15 protein-coding genes and 1 tRNA gene are annotated in these 17,819 nt (G+C 52.4%); 3 read left to right on the forward strand and 13 right to left on the reverse strand.

The window, feature by feature from the left end; translation table 11 throughout:
• Nucleotides 1–14: 14 nt before the first annotated feature.
• Nucleotides 15–1,661, reverse strand: a complete 1,647-nt coding sequence (locus H4F65_RS10190) for a Na+/H+ antiporter (protein WP_010285247.1) — start codon at nucleotides 1,659–1,661, stop codon at nucleotides 15–17.
• A 280-nt stretch (nucleotides 1,662–1,941) separates the two neighbouring features.
• Nucleotides 1,942–3,297, reverse strand: a complete 1,356-nt coding sequence (locus tag H4F65_RS10195) for an NCS2 family permease (RefSeq protein WP_010285246.1) — start codon at nucleotides 3,295–3,297, stop codon at nucleotides 1,942–1,944.
• Between the two features lie 214 nt (nucleotides 3,298–3,511).
• On the opposite strand from H4F65_RS10195, the gene H4F65_RS10200 reads away from it, so the two are divergent.
• Nucleotides 3,512–3,928 (forward strand): hypothetical protein, encoded by a 417-nt coding sequence (locus H4F65_RS10200; RefSeq protein ID WP_010285244.1) that lies wholly within the window; start codon nucleotides 3,512–3,514, stop codon nucleotides 3,926–3,928.
• 191 nt (nucleotides 3,929–4,119) lie between these two features.
• On the opposite strand, the gene puuE is transcribed toward H4F65_RS10200, so the two are convergent.
• Genes puuE through H4F65_RS10215 form a run of 3 tightly spaced genes read right to left on the reverse strand, consistent with a single transcriptional unit; the run spans nucleotide 4,120 to nucleotide 6,550 of the window.
• The gene (gene puuE, locus H4F65_RS10205; RefSeq protein ID WP_010285242.1) at nucleotides 4,120–5,079 is read right to left on the reverse strand and encodes an allantoinase PuuE; all 960 of its coding nucleotides are present in this window, start codon (nucleotides 5,077–5,079) and stop codon (nucleotides 4,120–4,122) included.
• Between the two features lie 14 nt (nucleotides 5,080–5,093).
• Entirely contained in the window at nucleotides 5,094–5,831 is a 738-nt protein-coding gene (hpxA, locus tag H4F65_RS10210) for an allantoin racemase (RefSeq protein WP_010285240.1), read from the reverse strand.
• Nucleotides 5,828–6,550, reverse strand: coding sequence for a GntR family transcriptional regulator (locus H4F65_RS10215; RefSeq protein ID WP_010285239.1), 723 nt, complete (start codon nucleotides 6,548–6,550; stop codon nucleotides 5,828–5,830). Before H4F65_RS10215 ends, hpxA begins: the two co-directional genes overlap by 4 nt.
• A gap of 151 nt (nucleotides 6,551–6,701) precedes the next feature.
• Between H4F65_RS10215 and H4F65_RS10220 the strand changes: the two genes are divergently transcribed.
• Nucleotides 6,702–8,186 carry an NCS1 family nucleobase:cation symporter-1 gene (locus H4F65_RS10220; RefSeq protein ID WP_014914192.1) on the forward strand — a complete coding sequence of 495 codons (1,485 nt, stop codon included), beginning with the start codon at nucleotides 6,702–6,704 and terminating at the stop codon, nucleotides 8,184–8,186.
• A gap of 66 nt (nucleotides 8,187–8,252) precedes the next feature.
• Here the strand turns inward: H4F65_RS10220 and lpxP are convergent, their stop codons facing one another.
• A complete protein-coding gene (gene lpxP / locus H4F65_RS10225) occupies nucleotides 8,253–9,176 on the reverse strand; it encodes a kdo(2)-lipid IV(A) palmitoleoyltransferase (RefSeq protein WP_010279892.1) in 924 nt (307 codons plus the stop codon).
• 376 nt (nucleotides 9,177–9,552) lie between these two features.
• Between lpxP and H4F65_RS10230 the strand changes: the two genes are divergently transcribed.
• Nucleotides 9,553–10,623, forward strand: coding sequence for a DUF1176 domain-containing protein (locus H4F65_RS10230; protein WP_039318902.1), 1,071 nt, complete (start codon nucleotides 9,553–9,555; stop codon nucleotides 10,621–10,623).
• Nucleotides 10,624–10,716: 93 nt separating this feature from the next.
• On the opposite strand, the gene H4F65_RS10235 is transcribed toward H4F65_RS10230, so the two are convergent.
• The 7 genes from H4F65_RS10235 to recJ all read right to left on the reverse strand — a co-directional run bounded on the left by H4F65_RS10235 (nucleotide 10,717) and on the right by recJ (nucleotide 17,819).
• A complete protein-coding gene (locus H4F65_RS10235) occupies nucleotides 10,717–11,109 on the reverse strand; it encodes a YybH family protein (protein WP_039318905.1) in 393 nt (130 codons plus the stop codon).
• Nucleotides 11,110–11,378: 269 nt separating this feature from the next.
• A tRNA-Gly gene (locus tag H4F65_RS10240) sits at nucleotides 11,379–11,452 on the reverse strand.
• Between the two features lie 81 nt (nucleotides 11,453–11,533).
• Nucleotides 11,534–12,217, reverse strand: a complete 684-nt coding sequence (locus tag H4F65_RS10245) for a LysE family translocator (RefSeq protein ID WP_010279883.1) — start codon at nucleotides 12,215–12,217, stop codon at nucleotides 11,534–11,536.
• 62 nt (nucleotides 12,218–12,279) lie between these two features.
• On the reverse strand, nucleotides 12,280–13,035 hold the full coding sequence (locus H4F65_RS10250; protein ID WP_010279880.1) for a helix-turn-helix transcriptional regulator: 756 nt from the start codon (nucleotides 13,033–13,035) through the stop codon (nucleotides 12,280–12,282).
• A gap of 284 nt (nucleotides 13,036–13,319) precedes the next feature.
• On the reverse strand, nucleotides 13,320–14,837 hold the full coding sequence (gene lysS, locus H4F65_RS10255) for a lysine--tRNA ligase (RefSeq protein ID WP_010279877.1): 1,518 nt from the start codon (nucleotides 14,835–14,837) through the stop codon (nucleotides 13,320–13,322).
• A gap of 8 nt (nucleotides 14,838–14,845) precedes the next feature.
• A protein-coding gene (gene prfB, locus H4F65_RS10260) for a peptide chain release factor 2 (protein ID WP_100068784.1) occupies nucleotides 14,846–15,944 on the reverse strand; the annotation gives its coding sequence in 2 pieces (ribosomal slippage) (nucleotides 14,846–15,868 and nucleotides 15,870–15,944; 1,098 coding nt in all).
• A gap of 114 nt (nucleotides 15,945–16,058) precedes the next feature.
• Nucleotides 16,059–17,819 (reverse strand): single-stranded-DNA-specific exonuclease RecJ, encoded by a 1,761-nt coding sequence (gene recJ, locus H4F65_RS10265; RefSeq protein WP_172644989.1) that lies wholly within the window; start codon nucleotides 17,817–17,819, stop codon nucleotides 16,059–16,061.

Genomic DNA, 17,819 nt, shown 5'->3' on the forward strand with positions numbered 1-17,819 from the left:
CGTCTCACCGCGTCTTACTCATTTTCGATCAGAAGCGCTTCCATCAGGTCGAGATCGCGCAGCATTTTTTGCAACGTCTCATTGCTGATTTGCTGCGTGGCACGCAGGTGATACAGTTCCGCACGTTCGGAATTCAGCGCGGTCAGACGAAAACGCCGCTCCAGATTCTCAATCAGCAGGCCATTTTCAGGATCGTCTTTATCAATAAGCCGTCGGCGCAGATTGCCAATGACGCGTGAGCTGACTTCTTTCAGCACCTGCTCATCAATGTTTTCCTCTCGATCGGCGGCCAGACGCTCCTCCATTTTGTGCATACTTTTGATCGCCACTTCTGCCACCGCCATACGCGCCATGCGGATTTCTTTGGCATGCGCGGCCTTGTCCGCGACCACCACTCCACGCAGCAGAAACGGCAACGCCAGCACGCCACACAGCAGAGAAAACAAAATAACGCCCGTAGCGATAAACACCAACTGATAACGTGAGGGAAACGCGGTGCCGTCCGTCAGCAGCAGCGGAATGGATAGCACACCCGCCAGCGTAATCGCCCCTCGTACGCCAGCAAAGGATGCGATCCACAGCTCGCGCGTGGAAAATTCGGCAAAGATCATCGGGCGCTTTTTCTGGATGTGCGTGCTGTATGTTTTCATCACCCACAGCCAGCAGAAACGCAGCAACAGCAGCGCACCATAGATGATCACGATATCGGTAAACAGCATCCAGGTTTCAACCGTTGGATCCAGCTCTGCCTGCGTCACCGAGGTTTCCAGGATGTCCGGCAATTGCAGGCCCAGCATGATGAACACCATGCCGTTGAACACAAATTCCAGCATCGACCACACGCCGTTGGCACGCATTCTCATCGTGAGTGGCGCGCTACGAATCACACCCGACTGCCCGATCGTCATCCCCGCCGCTACCGCAGCCAAAATACCCGACACGCCGATGTGTTCAGCAATCAGATACGACGCAAAAGGTAGCAGCAACAGCAGTACGATCTGCGTTGCGGCATCATCACCACTCCAACGGCTGATAACGCGCAGCGATTTACCGAATATCCAGGTCACACCGACGCCCGCCAGCAGCCCGCCCAACGCAACCTGCATAAATTCCAGCGTCGCACCGGAAACCGTAAACACCATCGTACCCATCGCAATCGCGACAGCAAATTTCAGTGACACCAGACCGGACGCATCGTTCATCAACGCTTCGCCCTGCAAAATGCCCATCAGTTTTTTCGGAATACGATCTTCACCGACGATGCCAGACAGCGCGACGGCATCCGTCGGCGACAGCACAGCAGCCAGCGCGAAGGCCGCAATCAGCGGCATTCCCGGTACCATCCAGTAGATAAAGTAGCCGATGCCCACCACGGTAATCAGGACCAGAACCAGCGCCAGACCAATAATTTCCCGACCATGCCTCAGGAACTCACGCGTCGGCGTTTTCCAGCCGTCGGCAAACAGCAGCGGTGGAATGAAGAGCACCATAAACAGCTCGGGATTGAAATCAACGTGCAAACCAAACTGGGGCCAGGCAAGGATGGCACCAAGCGCGATTTGCATTAAAGGCAGAGGGATTTGAAAAGGTAAAATGCGGGTAACGACCCCAGACAGGGATACAACCAGGGTCAAGATAAGAATCGTAAAAAATATTTCCATGCTTTCCTTAGACGTACTCCTAAATCAAAAAATTCTGCCTGTTAGCGAGCAAACTGCTCTTCCATATTTAACGCATTTCGCTCGGTATGAAAATGGATTTCTGGGTGAAGAAGAAAAGTAATTACTTCTCTGATTATCACACAAGTAACATCAACCCAAAGCCAATAAAAAGGCACATAAAATCGCGTTTAGCGTGGGAAATGATAAGGAAGGGAAAGAGGAAGGACAGACAAGGAATGACAGACCTTCTGGACGATGCCAGAAGGTCTGTTGGAAAGGATTACAGCGCCCAGCCGCCAGCGTAGAACACCACCAGCGCGACAGCAATCACCACGGTGCCGATGTTCAGTTTACGCCATTCGCCGGAGAAGATGCGGCCTAGCACCAGCGCGCCAAAGCCCAGCATGATACCGGTCACGATGTTACAGGTCAGCACGATGAATACGGCACATACCAAACCGGACATGGCATCGACGAAATCATCAAAGTTCAGTTTGGAGACATTGCCCAGCATCAGCAGGCCGACGTACATCAGCGCGGGTGCGGTGGCATAGCCAGGCACCAGATACGCTAACGGAGACACAAACAGCAACAGCAGGAACAGGACACCGACAACGGTTGCCGTTAAGCCCGTTTTACCACCGGCTGCCGTACCCGCTGCGGATTCGATGTAAACCGCAGCCGGAGACGTTCCGACCAGACTGGAGAAAATGCTGCTCACGGAGTCTGCGGTCAGGGCTTTACCACCGTTGATGATTTGCCCGTCTTTATCCAGCAGGTTTGCCTGTCCGGCTACCGCGCGGATCGTACCCGTGGCATCAAACACAGCGGTCATTACCAGCGCCAGCACGCTCGGCAGAACCATCGGCTGCAATGCGCCCATGATATCCAGACTGAAGATCAGCGACGAACCGTCAGCCGCCGTCAGGCTCGGCAGCGCAAAGAAGCCAGCGTATTTTACCTTCGGGTCAAAAATCAGCCCCAGAATAGAGATCGCGATGATAACCAGCAGAATACCGCCCGGTACGCGACGCTTCTCTAAACCGATAGTCGCCGCCAGCCCCAGCAGGGACATAATGACAGGGAAAGAAGTGAAATCACCCAGCGCGACCGGCAGACCGTCAATCGGGTTTTTTACCACCAGACCGACACCGTTGGCGGCAATAATCAGCAGGAACAGACCGATACCAATCCCCGTACCATGCGCCACGCCCATCGGCAGGTTACGCAAGATCCAGGAGCGGATGCCTGTGACGGAAATGATGGTGAACAGCACACCCATCAGGAAGATCGCTCCCAGCGCCACAGGAATGCTGATTTGTTGCCCCAGCACCAGACTGAACGCGGTGAATGCCGTCAGCGAAATCGCACAGCCGATCGCCATTGGGAGATTGGCCCACAATCCCATCAGCAGCGACCCCAGCCCGGCAACCAGACAGGTTGCAACGAACACGGCTGCCGGCGGGAAGCCGGCCTTGCCCAGCATACTCGGCACCACAATCACGGAGTAAACCATCGCCAGGAACGTCGTCAGGCCAGCTAACACTTCCTGACGCACGTTACTACCGCGCTGTGTAATTTTGAAAAAAGCATCAAGCGAGCCTTGTGAGCCTACCTGACGGGTGGTGTTTGACATGGTGGTATCCCCTGAAATGCCATTATTATTTAAGATCGATTCTTACGATTCCCGCGGCCTTGCTCCGCGAATGCACCAACATCGCTGGCGCATCATGAACCGTATAGCTCCGCACGCAAACGATTAACTCGCTGGATGCAAAGCTGGAAAACGTTGCTATATCAAGACACTGCTGTACCAAAAACAGGCTGAACTAAACAAGCTGGATAAGGCGGTGTCAGGCAATGTGAAGCGCGTGATTATCCCGCTTCACCCGCGCTTATTTCAACTGCTAATCGAGACAATTTACCTATCTCACGTCATCTGTCCGATAACGAAGCGCACAGCCAGTACAGGTAATGCTCAATCAGGCCACTCGCTGAAAATGGGGCAGTATGAAGAAAAAGCAGAACGGGTTCTTAGACGAAAATCAAAACAGCGGTTTACTCCTCACAAACTGATCGTTCATTTTTTTGTGATTCGCATCACAAAAAAGTTGACCACCCGTATCAGTACGAGTATTCTTAAAAACGTGAACAGCATCACAGAAAACAAATCAACTAACAACGAGGAAATGACCATGAAACTGCTGAACAAAATCATCGCTATGTTTGAAAACATCAACATCAACTTTGGTACTTTCAACCAATAATTATTTAAGAATCGTGGGGATAAAAAAGATGCGCGTTGTCCGCAAAATCAATCAAATATTAAAAGCGTTGGGCAAAACCTATCGCGGTGTTAACCCCCACGCTATCTTCCGTTAATCGTACTCAAGTACGTTAACCACCCTAAAATGGCTGCCATCCGGTAGCCATTTTTGTTTCCAGTATTCTCTGAGTTTTACGGCGCGATATACGGATGATGCTGACGCCAATGCTCGGCGATATCCTGACGGCGGCAAATCCATACTCGCTCATGCTGTTGAACGTAATCCAGAAAACGCTGTAACGCACGGAAACGGCCTGGCCGCCCTAGCAAACGACAGTGCATCCCGATGGATAGCATTTTAGGTGCGGTTTCACCTTCCTCGTAGAGCACATCAAAACTGTCTTTCAGATAGGTGAAAAACTGATCTCCGCTGTTAAACCCCTGTGGTGAGGCAAAACGCATATCATTAGCATCCAGCGTATACGGCACGATCAGATGCGGCTGCACCTCACCATTGCTTTTTTTGACCGGCATCCAGAATGGCAGATCGTCACCGTAGTAGTCGCTGTCGTACCAAAAGTTGCCGTTATCGACGACCAACTGGCGGGTATTGGGACTGTCGCGGCCGGTGTACCAGCCAAGCGGAGCCTGACCAAATAACGTCGTCAGCACAGTAATGGCTTTATGCATGTGCTCGCGTTCGGTGTCGATATCCATATGCTGGTAATGAATCCAGCGCCAGCCGTGGCTCACTACGTCATAATTAGCCAACTTGATCGCCTCGACCACAGCGGGATTACGCGCTAATGCCATTGCCACACCAAATACCGTCAACGGCAATCCGCGGCGCTGAAACTCATTATGGATACGCCAAAAACCGGCGCGTGATCCATATTCATACAGAGAATCCATCGACATATGACGATCCGCATAACTCGCCGCACCAATAATATCGGACAGAAATTGCTCGGATCCGGCGTCACCATGTAAGACGTTATTTTCCGCACCTTCCTCGTAGTTCAATACAAACTGCACGGCAATGCGTGCATTTTCAGGCCAGTTAGCATGCGGGGGCTGTCCCGCATAGCCGATCAGGTCACGGGGGTAATCGCTCTCAATGCCGTACATCGTTGCAGCAGGTGCTGTGATCATGTCCTTCCCTTCTTTCAACGCAGCGAACTAAACATGCCGCTCAGCGGCTTGGCAATCGGGTAATCCAAATCGCCCTGTTTACTGGTCGTCAATCCCAGTGCCGACAATGACTCAATCAGCTTGACGGCAGCACTGACGCCGTCGATCACAGGAATCGACAGTTCTTGCGTCAGCTCCTGCGCCAGATCGGCCATTCCACCGCACCCAAGTACAATCGCTCCCACGCCATCCTGACGCAGAGACTGTATACAATATTCACGCACCTTGTTCTGTGCGATCCCGCTATCCTGCTCCAGCGCAAGCACCGGCAAATCGATCGCGTGCAGCGCAGCACAGTGATGTTCAAAGCCATAGCGCTGTAGTAAATGGCGGGCGATGATGACGGTGCGCGGTAATGTGGTAACAATCGAGAAGCGCGTTGCCACCAGCGTCGCCATATGCATGGCGGCTTCGGCGATGCCGATGACCGGCTTGCTGGCCACTTCACGGGCAGCAAGCAGACCTGGGTCGCCGAAGCAGGCAATAATGTGCCCGTCAACGCCCTGCGCTTTACCCTGCGTCACCTGTTCCAACACGCCAATCGCGGCTATCGCTTCGTCAAAATGTCCCTCAATAGACGGCGCGCCCTGAGAAGGACACACTGCGACAATCTCCGTTCCTGGCGATGCCACAGCGCGAGCCGCGGCACCGATCGTTTCGGTCATGGCAAGGCTGGTATTGGGGTTAATCACCTGAATTACGCAAGGTTTCACGCGAGCTTCTCCCTGATATGGCCGAACAGTCGGCGGAAATCCGGCTCCACGTTGTCATCCCGGTCAAAACGCAGGCTGGCAACAATGTCATCAAAATGCTGCGTCATCGCTTCCGCTAACCCTGAGACATTTTTATCCCGTAGTAACGCCAGCAGATCGTGATGATCGTGGCATCGACACCCCTGCTGCCACGGCGTGCCATAGGCCGCGATAACCAGTGATGAGCGCAGCGTCAGTTGCGACACGATTCCTGTTAGCACGGTATTGCCAGAGATCGCCTGGAGTTGAATATGGAATGCGGCAGACAGGCGGATCGCTTCTGCACCGTTTTGGTCTGCGTGTGCCTGCTGCTCTGCCACGATCAGCCGCTCTAACGCCGTCAAGTGAGGAGACTGGCAGTGCAGCACCACTTCAGACAGATTGGCACACTCAATAAAGCGGCGAGTCTGGAAAATTTCCTGCGCTTCTTCAACGGAGGGGGTCGACACCTGCGCACCACGTTTGGGCGTTAACGTCACCATCTGCACCATAGCAAGACGTTGTAAGACTTTTCTAATTCCCGTTCGACTCACATCAAACACCTCTGCCAGCGCTTCCTCCGGTAATTTGGTGCCCGGCAGTAATTGGTGTTCGACGATAGCGTTGAGCAGAGCCTGATAGATAACATCATCTTTTTGCTGCAAAAACTGCTCATTTTCCAGTCCGTAAGTGTAGTTCATTCGCTCTTCTCGTTGTCACATTCTCATCAAATCGTATACAGAAAATATAAAATATGTATACAAGAAATTAATTTTGGCCTGATTAATGCAACTCCTTTTCTACATACATAACGTCATTCATTTCACGACTAGGGTAAAAGGAGCAGATTCCATGCCAGAAAAAATGATTACAGGTAATGGTAGCAACGCGTACAGTCCAAAACTCTGCAATGAGGATCTGGCACCGACACGTACTCAAACCTGGTCTTGGTACAACATCTTTTCATTCTGGATGTCAGATGTGCACAGCATGGGCGGATACGTGGTTGCAGCCAGCTTTTTCGCGCTGGGGCTGGCAAGCTGGCAGGTGTTGCTGTGCCTGCTTGTGGGCATCTGTATTGTGCAGGTCTGCGCAAATTTGGTCGCGAAACCCAGCCAGATGAGCGGCGTTCCTTATGCGGTGATTTGCCGTCAGGCATTCGGTGTCTTTGGCGCGAATATTCCCGCCGTCATCCGTGGCCTCATCGCTTTTGCCTGGTACGGCATTCAGACGTATCTGGCCGCGCATGCACTCATGCTGGTTCTGCTGAAGTTTTATCCTGCGCTCTCCCCACTGACACAGAGTCACTGGCTCGGCCTGTCAGCTCTGGGTTGGATCTGCTTTGGCATCATGTGGTTCCTGCAGGCTCTCGTGTTCTGGCATGGCATGAACGCGATTAAACGCTTTATCGATTTTGCAGGTCCGGCGGTTTATGTGGTGATGACGGCGCTTGCGATCTGGATTGTTTATCAGACCGGATGGGAGAATATTTCTTTTACGCTGACCAGCAAAACACTTACAACCAGCGAGCAACTTTGGCAAATGCTCACCGCCACTGCGTTGGTCGTTTCCTACTTTTCCGGCCCGCTGCTGAACTTCGGTGACTTTTCCCGCTACGGTAAAAGCATGCAGGAAATCCGTCGGGGCAACCGCTGGGGTCTGCCGTTCAATTTTCTGCTGTTCTCTATTATCACCGTGGTGATCGTTTCGGGTACACAGTCATTATTCGGCCGCATGATTACCGATCCGATTGAAACCGTCTCGCATATTGACAGCGGCTTTGCCGTCGCGCTTGGCGTGCTGACTATGATTATCGCCACCATCGGGATCAATATCGTTGCTAACTTCGTCTCATCAGCGTTTGATTTTTCCAACTGTTCACCGCAGCGTATCAGCTTCCGCACGGGTGGAATGATCGCCGCAGTCGGATCCGTATTGCTCACGCCGTGGAACCTTTTCAACTCGCCAGAGCTGATTCACTACACGCTTGACGTACTCGGCGCCTTTATCGGCCCGCTGTTCGGGATTCTACTGATGGATTTCTATGTCATCAAAGGAGGGAAAGTCTATGTGGACGATCTGTTCGACGCGACGCCAAAAGGGAAGTACTGGTATCGAAACGGCTTTAATCCGAATGCGATAATGGCGTTAATTCCCGCGGTGACCATTGGGCTGATTATCACCTTCACGCCACAGTGGCGCGATGCGGCCAACTTCAGTTGGTTTATCGGCGCATTCCTTGCTGCTGGCTGCTACCGCTATCTGGCACGCCGCGAATGCGTTGGCGCAATGAAAAAATCCTTCGCTCCACGCGGGCTACTGTTAGAAAAAGAATAAAACATCATCAGCAGTGCCGCACCGCATGAAAACCGGTGCGGCGCTTCGCATCAGGCGCAGTTCTCATCAGGCATACAGAGACACTTCCCCTGCCGGACGGGTTTTAAAGCGACGGTGCAGCCAGAGGTACTGTTCGGGTGCACGCATGATTTCTTTCTCAATCACCTTATTCATGTAACACGCCGCAGCCTGTTCATCGTGATAAGGATAATCCTGTAATTCAGGCTGAATCACCAGTTGATAACCCAAGGCATTGGGTTTGCGAATCAGCACTGTCGTCATCATCGCTGGTTTTGCGAGACGGCTAATCGTGTATGTGCCACTCGTGGTTGCCGCATTTTTCACCGCAAAGAACGGGGCAAAAACACTGCCTTTAGGGCCGTAGTCCTGATCGGGAGCAAACCATACCGCTTCACCCCGTTTTAGCGCTTGCACCATGCCACGCAGATCTTTACGGTCGATCATCGCTTTGTTGGAACGAGACCGTCCCCAGGTTTGTACCATTTCCATCGCTTTATTATTGTGCGGACGGTACATCGCCATCATTGGTCGACACAGCCCCATCGCCCTACCGCCCAGCTCCAACGACATAAAGTGAATACCAATCACCATTACGCCCTGACCTTTTGCGGTCGCGTGCTGTAAATGCTCCAGCCCTGAAACATCAAACCACTGGCGCACGCGGCGATCGGACCAGAACCAGGCCATACCGGTTTCGACTAATGCCATCCCGAGCGAAGCGAAGTTATTGTCGATCATCGCTTCTCTTTTATCGTCGGAGATCGTAGGAAAGCACAATTCAAGATTGCGTCTGGCAATCAACACCCGGCGTTTCAGGAAGAGCCGGGATAGACGACCTGCACTGCTACCGAGTTTCATCAGCAGCGGATAAGGGAGTTGAACTAATAAAAACAGCACGCCAAGACCAAACCAAGTCGTCCAATAGCGCGGGTGGAGTAATGCCCTGGTAAATGTTTGCTTAATCTTCATGATACTCGTCTTTAAGTGATTAACAGCGTACCGCATAAAGAGTCGTTCTCATCGCGCTACATCTATCATGACACTTTTTTATAGGGATCGTTTCAACTGTGTGGAAAACTGTTTCTGGCTGTTATCACGCGTGAGGTTAAAAAGCAGAATAAACATGCTGATAACACTGAGGGGATTTTGAGCAGCCGATGAACGGTTAACGGCAGCGGCATCATACCCGATTCACGTTTAATAAAGGAGTGGTCGGACAAGAAATATTCGCAATATCACGCCGTCTCACGCTAACATCTTGGTATATGTCAAAAAAGCGACGGGCCTTCTGACAGCGAAAATAGGCCAGCAGCAAGCTACAACGTAATCAAGGACTTGATGGAAAATGACTTTTTCTCTCCCTCCCCGCCTCCCTATGCTAACCGCACTGATCACGGGGATTCCTGTTATGGCGTTTGCTACAACCTTCGCTGATAGCACTTTTTTTCATAAAGACTGGGAAGTGGTCTGTGATAACACGCTAACGTGCCGGGCTGCCGGCTACTCGCCAGAAGAGCAGTACACGGGAGAAGAGGAAGATGTGCCAGGTGTCTCACTGCTTCTCACGCGCCATGCCGGGCAAAATACGCCAATAACGGCTGAGGTTACGCTCGCTGAGGTAGAAAAGGAAATTCCTAAAGGCACCAAGCTCACGCTAACCGTTGACGGTGTCGATAAAGGCCTACTCACCTCAACCGGAGACAATCTCTGGCAGCTCAATGAGACGCAGATTCCCCTCGTCCTACAGGCTCTAAAAGGAAGCGGGAAAGTGGCTTTTCATCACAATGGTGTCGTTTCCGAACTGTCCGGGGCGGGTGCCTACGCGGGACTGCTAAAGATGGATGAGAAGCAAGGTCGCATTGGGACAACGGATGCCATCACCAAAAAAGGAAATAAAAACAGTGTATTATCTGCTGTAGCTGCCCCCGTTATCAACGCAGCAGCCACTAAGCAGGAGGCATCGCGGACTCTGACGGATGCAGAACAGTCGGCTATCCAGAAAAAACTGCTTAAGACGTTAAAAGCAGATGACTGCGACAGTTTCCCACCGCAAGATTATCAAGAAGCAGAACCGATTGAACGCATTCCATTGAATGACAGTATGTCCCTACTCAGCACGCTTTGCTGGCGCGCGGCTTATAACGAAGGCTACGCTTACTGGGTTATCGACAACGCCATGCAAACCCAGCCGCAGCTTGTGACCACAATCGGTGTAGGCTACGAAAACGGTGAAATTACCGCAGTACAGAAAGGGCGTGGACTCGCGGACTGCATGAGCTATAACGCATGGATATGGGATGGCAAAGCATTCCAGCAGAGCAGTGCATCGTTCACAGGTTCATGCCGTATGATCCGCCTGGGCGGCACCTGGGATTTACCCTACTGGACGACGACGGTGGTGAAACCGGGTAAATGAAAGGAATTGAGGTCACTCGCTAGCCTCAAATTCAATCAGAGTAAAGCGCGTCAGGGTAACCGCTCTGATCGCGCCTGCATTAACCCAACAAAATCAGTCAAGAAGTGTTGTTCCATAAGAGTTATCAATTGTGCAAAGCCAGTTTCCATTAGCGTCATTCCTGAACACGTAGGTTGCTCGTCGCGTTGTGGTGACAATACTCCCCTGCTCATCTGGATAATGAAGAACGGTTTCCATGATAACTAAAGCGTCGCCACCCCCCTCAATGACCTGCATGTTTCCTTGCTCAACAACCAGTTGATTTTTAAAATAATCGGCAATAGCGACAAATGCTTTTCTTATGTCATCTTTTCCTCTTGCCACCATGCCTGGCTTGATAACCAGTGCCGCATCCTCAGCGTAATAACTCATCAGAGCATCAAAATTTCGCTCAGAGATTGCTTTATCACAGGCTTCAATAATTTCGCGTATCGGATGTGGTTTCATAAGCATTGACCTCAGTAAAGTGGCGTAAAAAAACCAATAGAAATAACACACAACCCTATGATAATAGAGATGTTATTCATAATAATCTCTTGTATTCAGATTGCGAGAAAATTCTGCATTATGAATGCTCTGCTTTTTCGGGGATTACCCTACACATTAGCCTGTAGATTTAGATAGACGCGTGTTTTCCCTGAACGACTGAGAAATCGTGAAAAGCCTTGTGGTGACTGGATTTATTGGACTTGAGTGGACGATGATGGAAGAGAACTTGGAGCGAGTGAAGGGAATCGAACCCTCGTATGCAGCTTGGGAAGCTGCCGTTCTACCATTGAACTACACTCGCACGCAGAAACGACTGGCATTATAGCGCTATGCCGTTGCCGAGCAAGTAAAAAACCCGGCAAAGTGCTGATGTTTTAGTCGGTTATGCGGCTGTGGAGAGCGGTAGAAACAGCGTCTCATAGCCATTGGAAATGACGTGCCAGGCAAAGTAGGCAAATAGCAGCGCAGAAATCAGGCTGCAATAGAATGAGATCCGTTCTTTCAGCAGGCGCTGACCGTACTTCACCAACGCGGCAAGGAAGAACGTCCACAGCACGCCGCCGACGAAAAAGCCCAGCAGAAACAGGCCGATCATGAAAGCAGAGCCATCGGTAGACTGCGCGATAATCGTGCCGCCAATCGCTGCAAACCACAGTAACGCCGTCGGTGACGCCAGCGCCATGCCGACGCCGCTGAGAAATTCGGTATAGCGGGCAGGTGGCGCAATAAAACCCGCTGCATTCGCTGTCGCAGACAGGTCGGCGAAGCGTTTAACCTGATAGTCACGCCATGCCGCGCGCGCCATGCTGAACGTCATCCAGATCAGAATTAGTCCGCCGCCAATCCATAACACCCAGCGGACGGGCGTCAGGTTAAAGACCACCGCCAGACCCAGCACTGACAGAGTGGCATAAAACAGATCGCCGAAACAGGAACCCAGCCCGATATAAAACGCCGAGCGCGCGCCGTGCCGCAGCCCACGGTTAATAATCGCGGTATTGACCATTCCCAGATCGAGACAGAGTGACAGGGATAGCAGCATCCCCGTGAAGACAACTAACAGCATGGTATTCCCTTCGAGCGTTAAGCAATAAGGCGAGTGTAGAGCCGAAGGGAAACGCTGTATTGTCAAAAATTGATACGGCGGAATTGCCCCGGCGTCATGGCGTTATAGCGGTTGAAAGCCTTCGTGAAATGCGCCTGATCGGCAAACCCGACATCGCCCGCAACCTGACTAATCGCAGCGCCCTGCCGCAACAGCTCCCGCGCTTTACACATGCGTCGCTGCATCAACCACGCCAGAGGCGGTAGCCCGACTGCCTGATTAAACGAGCGCACCAGATGGGCGACCGACAGATTTTCCTGCTGTGCGAGCTGGTCGAGCGTGGGGACATCGCTGAGATCGTTCAGCAACCCGTCTTTTATCCGTGTGATCCGCTCTGCTTCTTTGAGCTGTCCCTGAGACGGCATAGGATGCTGGTTTTCCATCAACCCCGCCAGCAGCAGGATAATACGCTCCTGACGCGTGCTATCGTCCAAATCAGAGGTGACGAGCTGTTTTAACTCAGACGCCAACTGTGACGACGGATTCCAGCCCCTTGAGAACCGAAAGGTTTGGTGGAAATAATGCTCGAATGCCTGTGGGTGAACGTACAAGGATGCGCACTGCCAGCGATCAAACGCGTTGTCGCTACCTTGTAGCTGATTGGGATTGTAGGTCGTCACCATATCGTTGGTGGCAACAAAAGTCTCTCCATCCAGCCAGACCGTTTCCAATCCGCTGAGATTAGCGCTGATGACAAACTCGTCGTGCGTATGCCGTGGAAAACTACGGCCGTTGGTTAACAGCGCCAGTTCGAACCAGGCATCGCGGTACGTCATCATGAGAGGGTTCCGGCAGTGAATGAATGCCTGAAAATAGCATCTTCCCCCGTTGGGGGACAATCACAGAATGACGACAAGAATGCGGAGATAAAACGAGGTGATAATACTATCGAGGTGAGATCGAGATACACGGGGCTACCACAGTGCGAGGTGTCCCTACGAAAAAAATCATCCCATTGTTTTACATAAAATTTTTCATTATCGATAATAAAAAAACCGGTGCAATTGCACCGGTTTAATAAAGTATGACAACAATGTCAGGCTGACTTTTTACGCTCAGCTGCTTACTTCTGTGGACGCATCGTCGGGAACAGGATCACGTCGCGGATAGTGTGGCTGTTAGTGAACAACATCACCATACGGTCGATACCGATACCCAAACCCGCGGTTGGCGGCAGGCCGTGTTCCAGCGCGGTCACGTAGTCTTCGTCGTAGAACATCGCTTCGTCATCGCCTGCATCTTTAGCGTTCACCTGCTGAGCAAAACGCTCTGCCTGATCTTCGGCATCGTTCAGCTCGGAGAAGCCGTTACCGATTTCACGGCCGCCGATGAAGAACTCAAAGCGATCGGTGATTTCTGGGTTCTGATCGTTACGACGCGCCAGCGGTGACACTTCAGCCGGATATTCGGTGATGAAGGTTGGCTGGATCAGGCTGCTTTCTGCCGTTTCTTCGAAGATCTCGGTCACGATGCGGCCCAGCCCCCAGCTTTTCTCGATCTTGATCCCCAGAGACTGGGCGATCGCGGTCGCTTTCTCCAGATCGTCCAGATCGGCAACGTTGGTTTCAGGACGGTATTTGCAGATCGCTTCGCGCATCGTCAGCTTCTCGAACGGCTTACCGAAGTCGAATGTCTGGTCGCCGTATTGCACCGTCGTCGAGCCCAGCACGTCCTGCGTCAGCGTACGGAACAGGTTCTCCGTCAACACAATCAGGTCTTTATAATCGGCATACGCCATATAAAGTTCCATCATGGTGAATTCAGGGTTGTGACGCGGGGAAACGCCTTCGTTACGGAAGTTACGGTTGATCTCAAACACACGCTCAAAACCACCCACAACCAGACGCTTCAGATACAGTTCCGGCGCGATGCGCAGGTACATGTCGATGTCCAGCGCGTTATGGTGCGTGATAAACGGACGGGCAGACGCACCGCCGGGGATCACCTGCATCATCGGCGTTTCGACTTCCATAAAACCGTGATCGACCATGAAGCTACGGATCGCCGCCATCACTTTGGAACGAATGCGGAAGGTATTACGAGATTCGTCGTTGGCAATCAGATCCAGATAACGTTGACGATAGCGAGTTTCCTGATCGGCCAGACCGTGGAATTTATCCGGCAGCGGACGCAGCGCTTTGGTCAGCAGACGCAGTTCGGTACAGTGAATGGACAGCTCGCCAGTTTTGGTTTTGAACAACTTACCGCGCGCGCCCAGAATATCGCCCAGATCCCACTTCTTGAACTGCTCGTTATAGATGCCTTCCGCCAGATCGTCGCGGGAAACATACAGCTGAATACGGCCACCGACGTCCTGCAAGGTCACGAAAGAGGCTTTACCCATGATGCGACGGGTCATCATACGGCCCGCGACAGTCACTTCAACGCCCAGTTCTTCCAGCTCTTCGTTCTCTTTGGCATCGAACTCAGCGTGCAGACGATCGGACGTGCTGTCACGGCGGAAATCATTCGGGAATGCGATCCCGGTTTCACGCAGCGCCACCAGCTTTTCACGACGCGTTTTTAATTCGTTATTCAGATCTTGCGCCTGATCGGCACCCTGTGATTGTGATTCAGCCATGTGAATTCTTATAACCCCGCTTTTAAACTTGCTTCAATAAATTTGTCCAGATCGCCATCCAGTACCGCCTGAGTGTTACGTGTTTCCACTCCGGTACGTAAATCTTTGATGCGCGAATCATCCAGAACATAGGAACGAATCTGGCTGCCCCAGCCGATATCAGATTTGTTGTCTTCCATCGCCTGTTTCTCAGCATTTTTCTTTTGCATCTCAAACTCGTACAGCTTCGCTTTCAGCTGTTTCATTGCCTGATCTTTGTTTTTATGCTGAGAACGGTCATTCTGACACTGCGTGACAATGTTGGTCGGAATGTGGGTAATACGCACCGCGGACTCTGTCCGGTTAACGTGCTGACCACCCGCACCGGATGCGCGGTACACGTCAATACGCAGGTCGGCTGGATTGATTTCGATATCAATATCGTCATCCACTTCCGGGTAGACAAACGCGGAGCTGAATGAGGTGTGACGGCGGCCGCCGGAATCGAATGGGCTCTTACGCACCAGACGGTGTACGCCCGTTTCAGTACGCAGCCAGCCAAACGCATAGTCACCGATGATCTTGATGGTGGCGGATTTCGTACCGGCCACGTCACCGTCTGACTCTTCAATAATTTCGGTTTTAAACCCTTTGGCTTCCGCCCAACGCAGGTACATACGCACCAGCATACTGGCCCAGTCCTGCGCTTCCGTACCGCCAGAACCCGCCTGAATATCCAGGTAGCAATCCGCACTGTCGTACTGGCCGGAGAACATGCGACGGAACTCGAGCTGGCCTAATTTATTTTCCAGCGCGTCCAGTTCTACCGTGGTGTCATTGAACGTCTCTTCGTCATCTTCTTCCACCGCAAGCTCAAGCAGGCCGTTCACATCTTCCAGACCCTGAGTCAATTGATCGATGGTGTCGACGATAGCTTCCAGCGAGGAACGTTCTTTTCCCAATGCCTGAGCGCGTTCAGGCTCATTCCAGACATCAGGCTGTTCCAGCTCGGCGTTTACTTCTTCGAGGCGTTCTTTCTTGGCATCATAGTCAAAGATACCCCCTAAGAACGGCACTACGTTCAGACAGATCCTGAATGCGGTTTTTTACCGGATTAATTTCAAACATGATTTTTTATATTCTTACGTTAAGTCGTTGACAACGGAATGGTGTAACCCGCCATTCTAGCGGATAAAAGGCCTATTTTATAGACTTTCTGCCCGCCGTATTCGGTTCACGCGGTCAGCGCGGCCACAGATGTTGGATCATCAATTGCACCGAGCGTTTACCGCGAAACTCGTTAATATCCAGCCGGTACACCATTTCCACTTCTTTAATACTGGGATCTGGCCAGATGCTAGTATCGATATTGAACGCGATGCCGTCTAACAGCGGCACCTGCCCTGTTGCACCGATCGGTTCAAACATCGCTTTCAAATGGCGCTCTTTGAGTAGGCGGGGTTGCAGAATGCGGAAGCAGCCATCGAACGTCGGTTCGGGGAACGCCTGTCCCCACGGCCCCGCGTAGCGCAGCATTTCTGCCGTTGAGAGCAGATCCAGTTCCGGTAGCACCAGTTCACCATCAGACCAAACGACGCCTTCAAGCTGAGACGGATCGAGCCATTCGCCGACCAGTTCGCCGAAGCGCTGACGAAAATCCTCAAATCGATCTTCATGCAGCGATAGCCCTGCCGCCATCGCGTGTCCGCCAAACTTATCCATCATGCCGGGGTACAGCGTATCCAGCCGCTCCAACGCATCACGCAGATGCAGGCCGGAAATGGAACGCCCCGACCCTTTCAGCATACCGTCGCCCGCAGGTGCAAAGGCAATCACCGGACGATGAAAACGCTCTTTGATACGCGATGCCAAAATGCCGACAACGCCCTGATGCCACTCTGGATGATACATTGCCAGACCGTAAGGTAATTCGGTGCGGGTACGTTCCAGCGATTCGCACAGGCGCAGCGCTTCGACCTGCATCCCCTGTTCGATTTCGCGACGATCCTGATTCAAGGCATCTAAATCGTTAGCTAGCATGCGCGCCTGAGTAATGTCATTACTCAATAGCAGTTCGACGCCAACCGTCATGTCATCCAGCCGTCCAGCCGCATTAAGCCGTGGCCCAAGCGCAAAGCCTAAATCGCTGGCGACCAGTTGGCTGGCATCGCGGTTCGCCACTTCCAACAGCGCCCGAATGCCCGGACGACACTCGCCCGCACGAATGCGATTCAACCCCTGAGCGACCAGAATTCGGTTGTTGGCATCCAGCGGCACCACGTCAGCCACCGTGCCCAGCGCGACCAGATCCAGTAATTCGGTGAGATTCGGCTTCGCCAGCCCTTGCTGCGTAAACAAAGGTTGCGTAAACCAGTTGCTATCACGCAGGCGCACGAACAGGGCCATCATCAGGTAAAACGCGACGCCTACGCCAGCCAGTGCCTTGGAGGGAAACTGGCAGTCAGGCAAATTGGGATTAATCATAGCGTCGGCGTCAGGCAAGATTTCGCCCGGCAGGTGGTGATCGGTCACCAGCACCGTGATACCGCGCCGGTGCGCATCCTCGACACCCGCGTGAGAAGAGATCCCGTTATCCACGGTGACGATGAGCTTCGCCCCCAACTTCTCAGCCTGTAATACGACTTCCGGGCTTAATCCGTAGCCGTTTTCAAAACGGTTCGGCACCAGATATTTCACGTTCACGCCGCCCATACTGCGCAGCGCTAATACGGTGAGCGCCGTGCTGGTAGCACCATCGGCATCAAAGTCACCAACTATGACAATGCAGCGCTTTTCAGCCAGCGCCTGTTGCAGCAGGTCAATCGCTTTATCAATGCCGCTGAGCAAACGGTAATTGAGTAAACCACTCAGGCCACGTTCCAGCTCCTGTGCACCTTTCACGCCGCGCTGCGCATAAAGGCGGCGCAGCAAAGGCGGAACGGTGTCAGGTAAATCAATGTCCTCCACCAGCGGACGCCGGCGGAGTTGGGTAATCATATCCAC

The sequence above is a fragment of the Pectobacterium brasiliense genome (assembly GCF_016950255.1).
In the GTDB taxonomy this organism is placed as follows: domain Bacteria; phylum Pseudomonadota; class Gammaproteobacteria; order Enterobacterales; family Enterobacteriaceae; genus Pectobacterium; species Pectobacterium brasiliense.

Excerpts from the sequence above, each read along its gene's own strand:
- H4F65_RS10230 (WP_039318902.1), top strand. The coding sequence starts at position 9,553 with ATGACTTTTTCTCTCCCTCCCCGCCTCCCTATGCTAACCGCACTGATC.
- lysS (WP_010279877.1), bottom strand. The coding sequence starts at position 14,837 with ATGGCTGAATCACAATCACAGGGTGCCGATCAGGCGCAAGATCTGAAT.
- H4F65_RS10235 (WP_039318905.1), bottom strand. The coding sequence starts at position 11,109 with ATGAAACCACATCCGATACGCGAAATTATTGAAGCCTGTGATAAAGCA.
- puuE (WP_010285242.1), bottom strand. The coding sequence starts at position 5,079 with ATGATCACAGCACCTGCTGCAACGATGTACGGCATTGAGAGCGATTAC.
- H4F65_RS10245 (WP_010279883.1), bottom strand. The coding sequence starts at position 12,217 with ATGCTGTTAGTTGTCTTCACGGGGATGCTGCTATCCCTGTCACTCTGT.
- H4F65_RS10220 (WP_014914192.1), top strand. The coding sequence starts at position 6,702 with ATGCCAGAAAAAATGATTACAGGTAATGGTAGCAACGCGTACAGTCCA.
- H4F65_RS10195 (WP_010285246.1), bottom strand. The coding sequence starts at position 3,297 with ATGTCAAACACCACCCGTCAGGTAGGCTCACAAGGCTCGCTTGATGCT.
- H4F65_RS10215 (WP_010285239.1), bottom strand. The coding sequence starts at position 6,550 with ATGAACTACACTTACGGACTGGAAAATGAGCAGTTTTTGCAGCAAAAA.
- H4F65_RS10250 (WP_010279880.1), bottom strand. The coding sequence starts at position 13,035 with ATGATGACGTACCGCGATGCCTGGTTCGAACTGGCGCTGTTAACCAAC.
- H4F65_RS10190 (WP_010285247.1), bottom strand. The coding sequence starts at position 1,661 with ATGGAAATATTTTTTACGATTCTTATCTTGACCCTGGTTGTATCCCTG.
- lpxP (WP_010279892.1), bottom strand. The coding sequence starts at position 9,176 with ATGAAGATTAAGCAAACATTTACCAGGGCATTACTCCACCCGCGCTAT.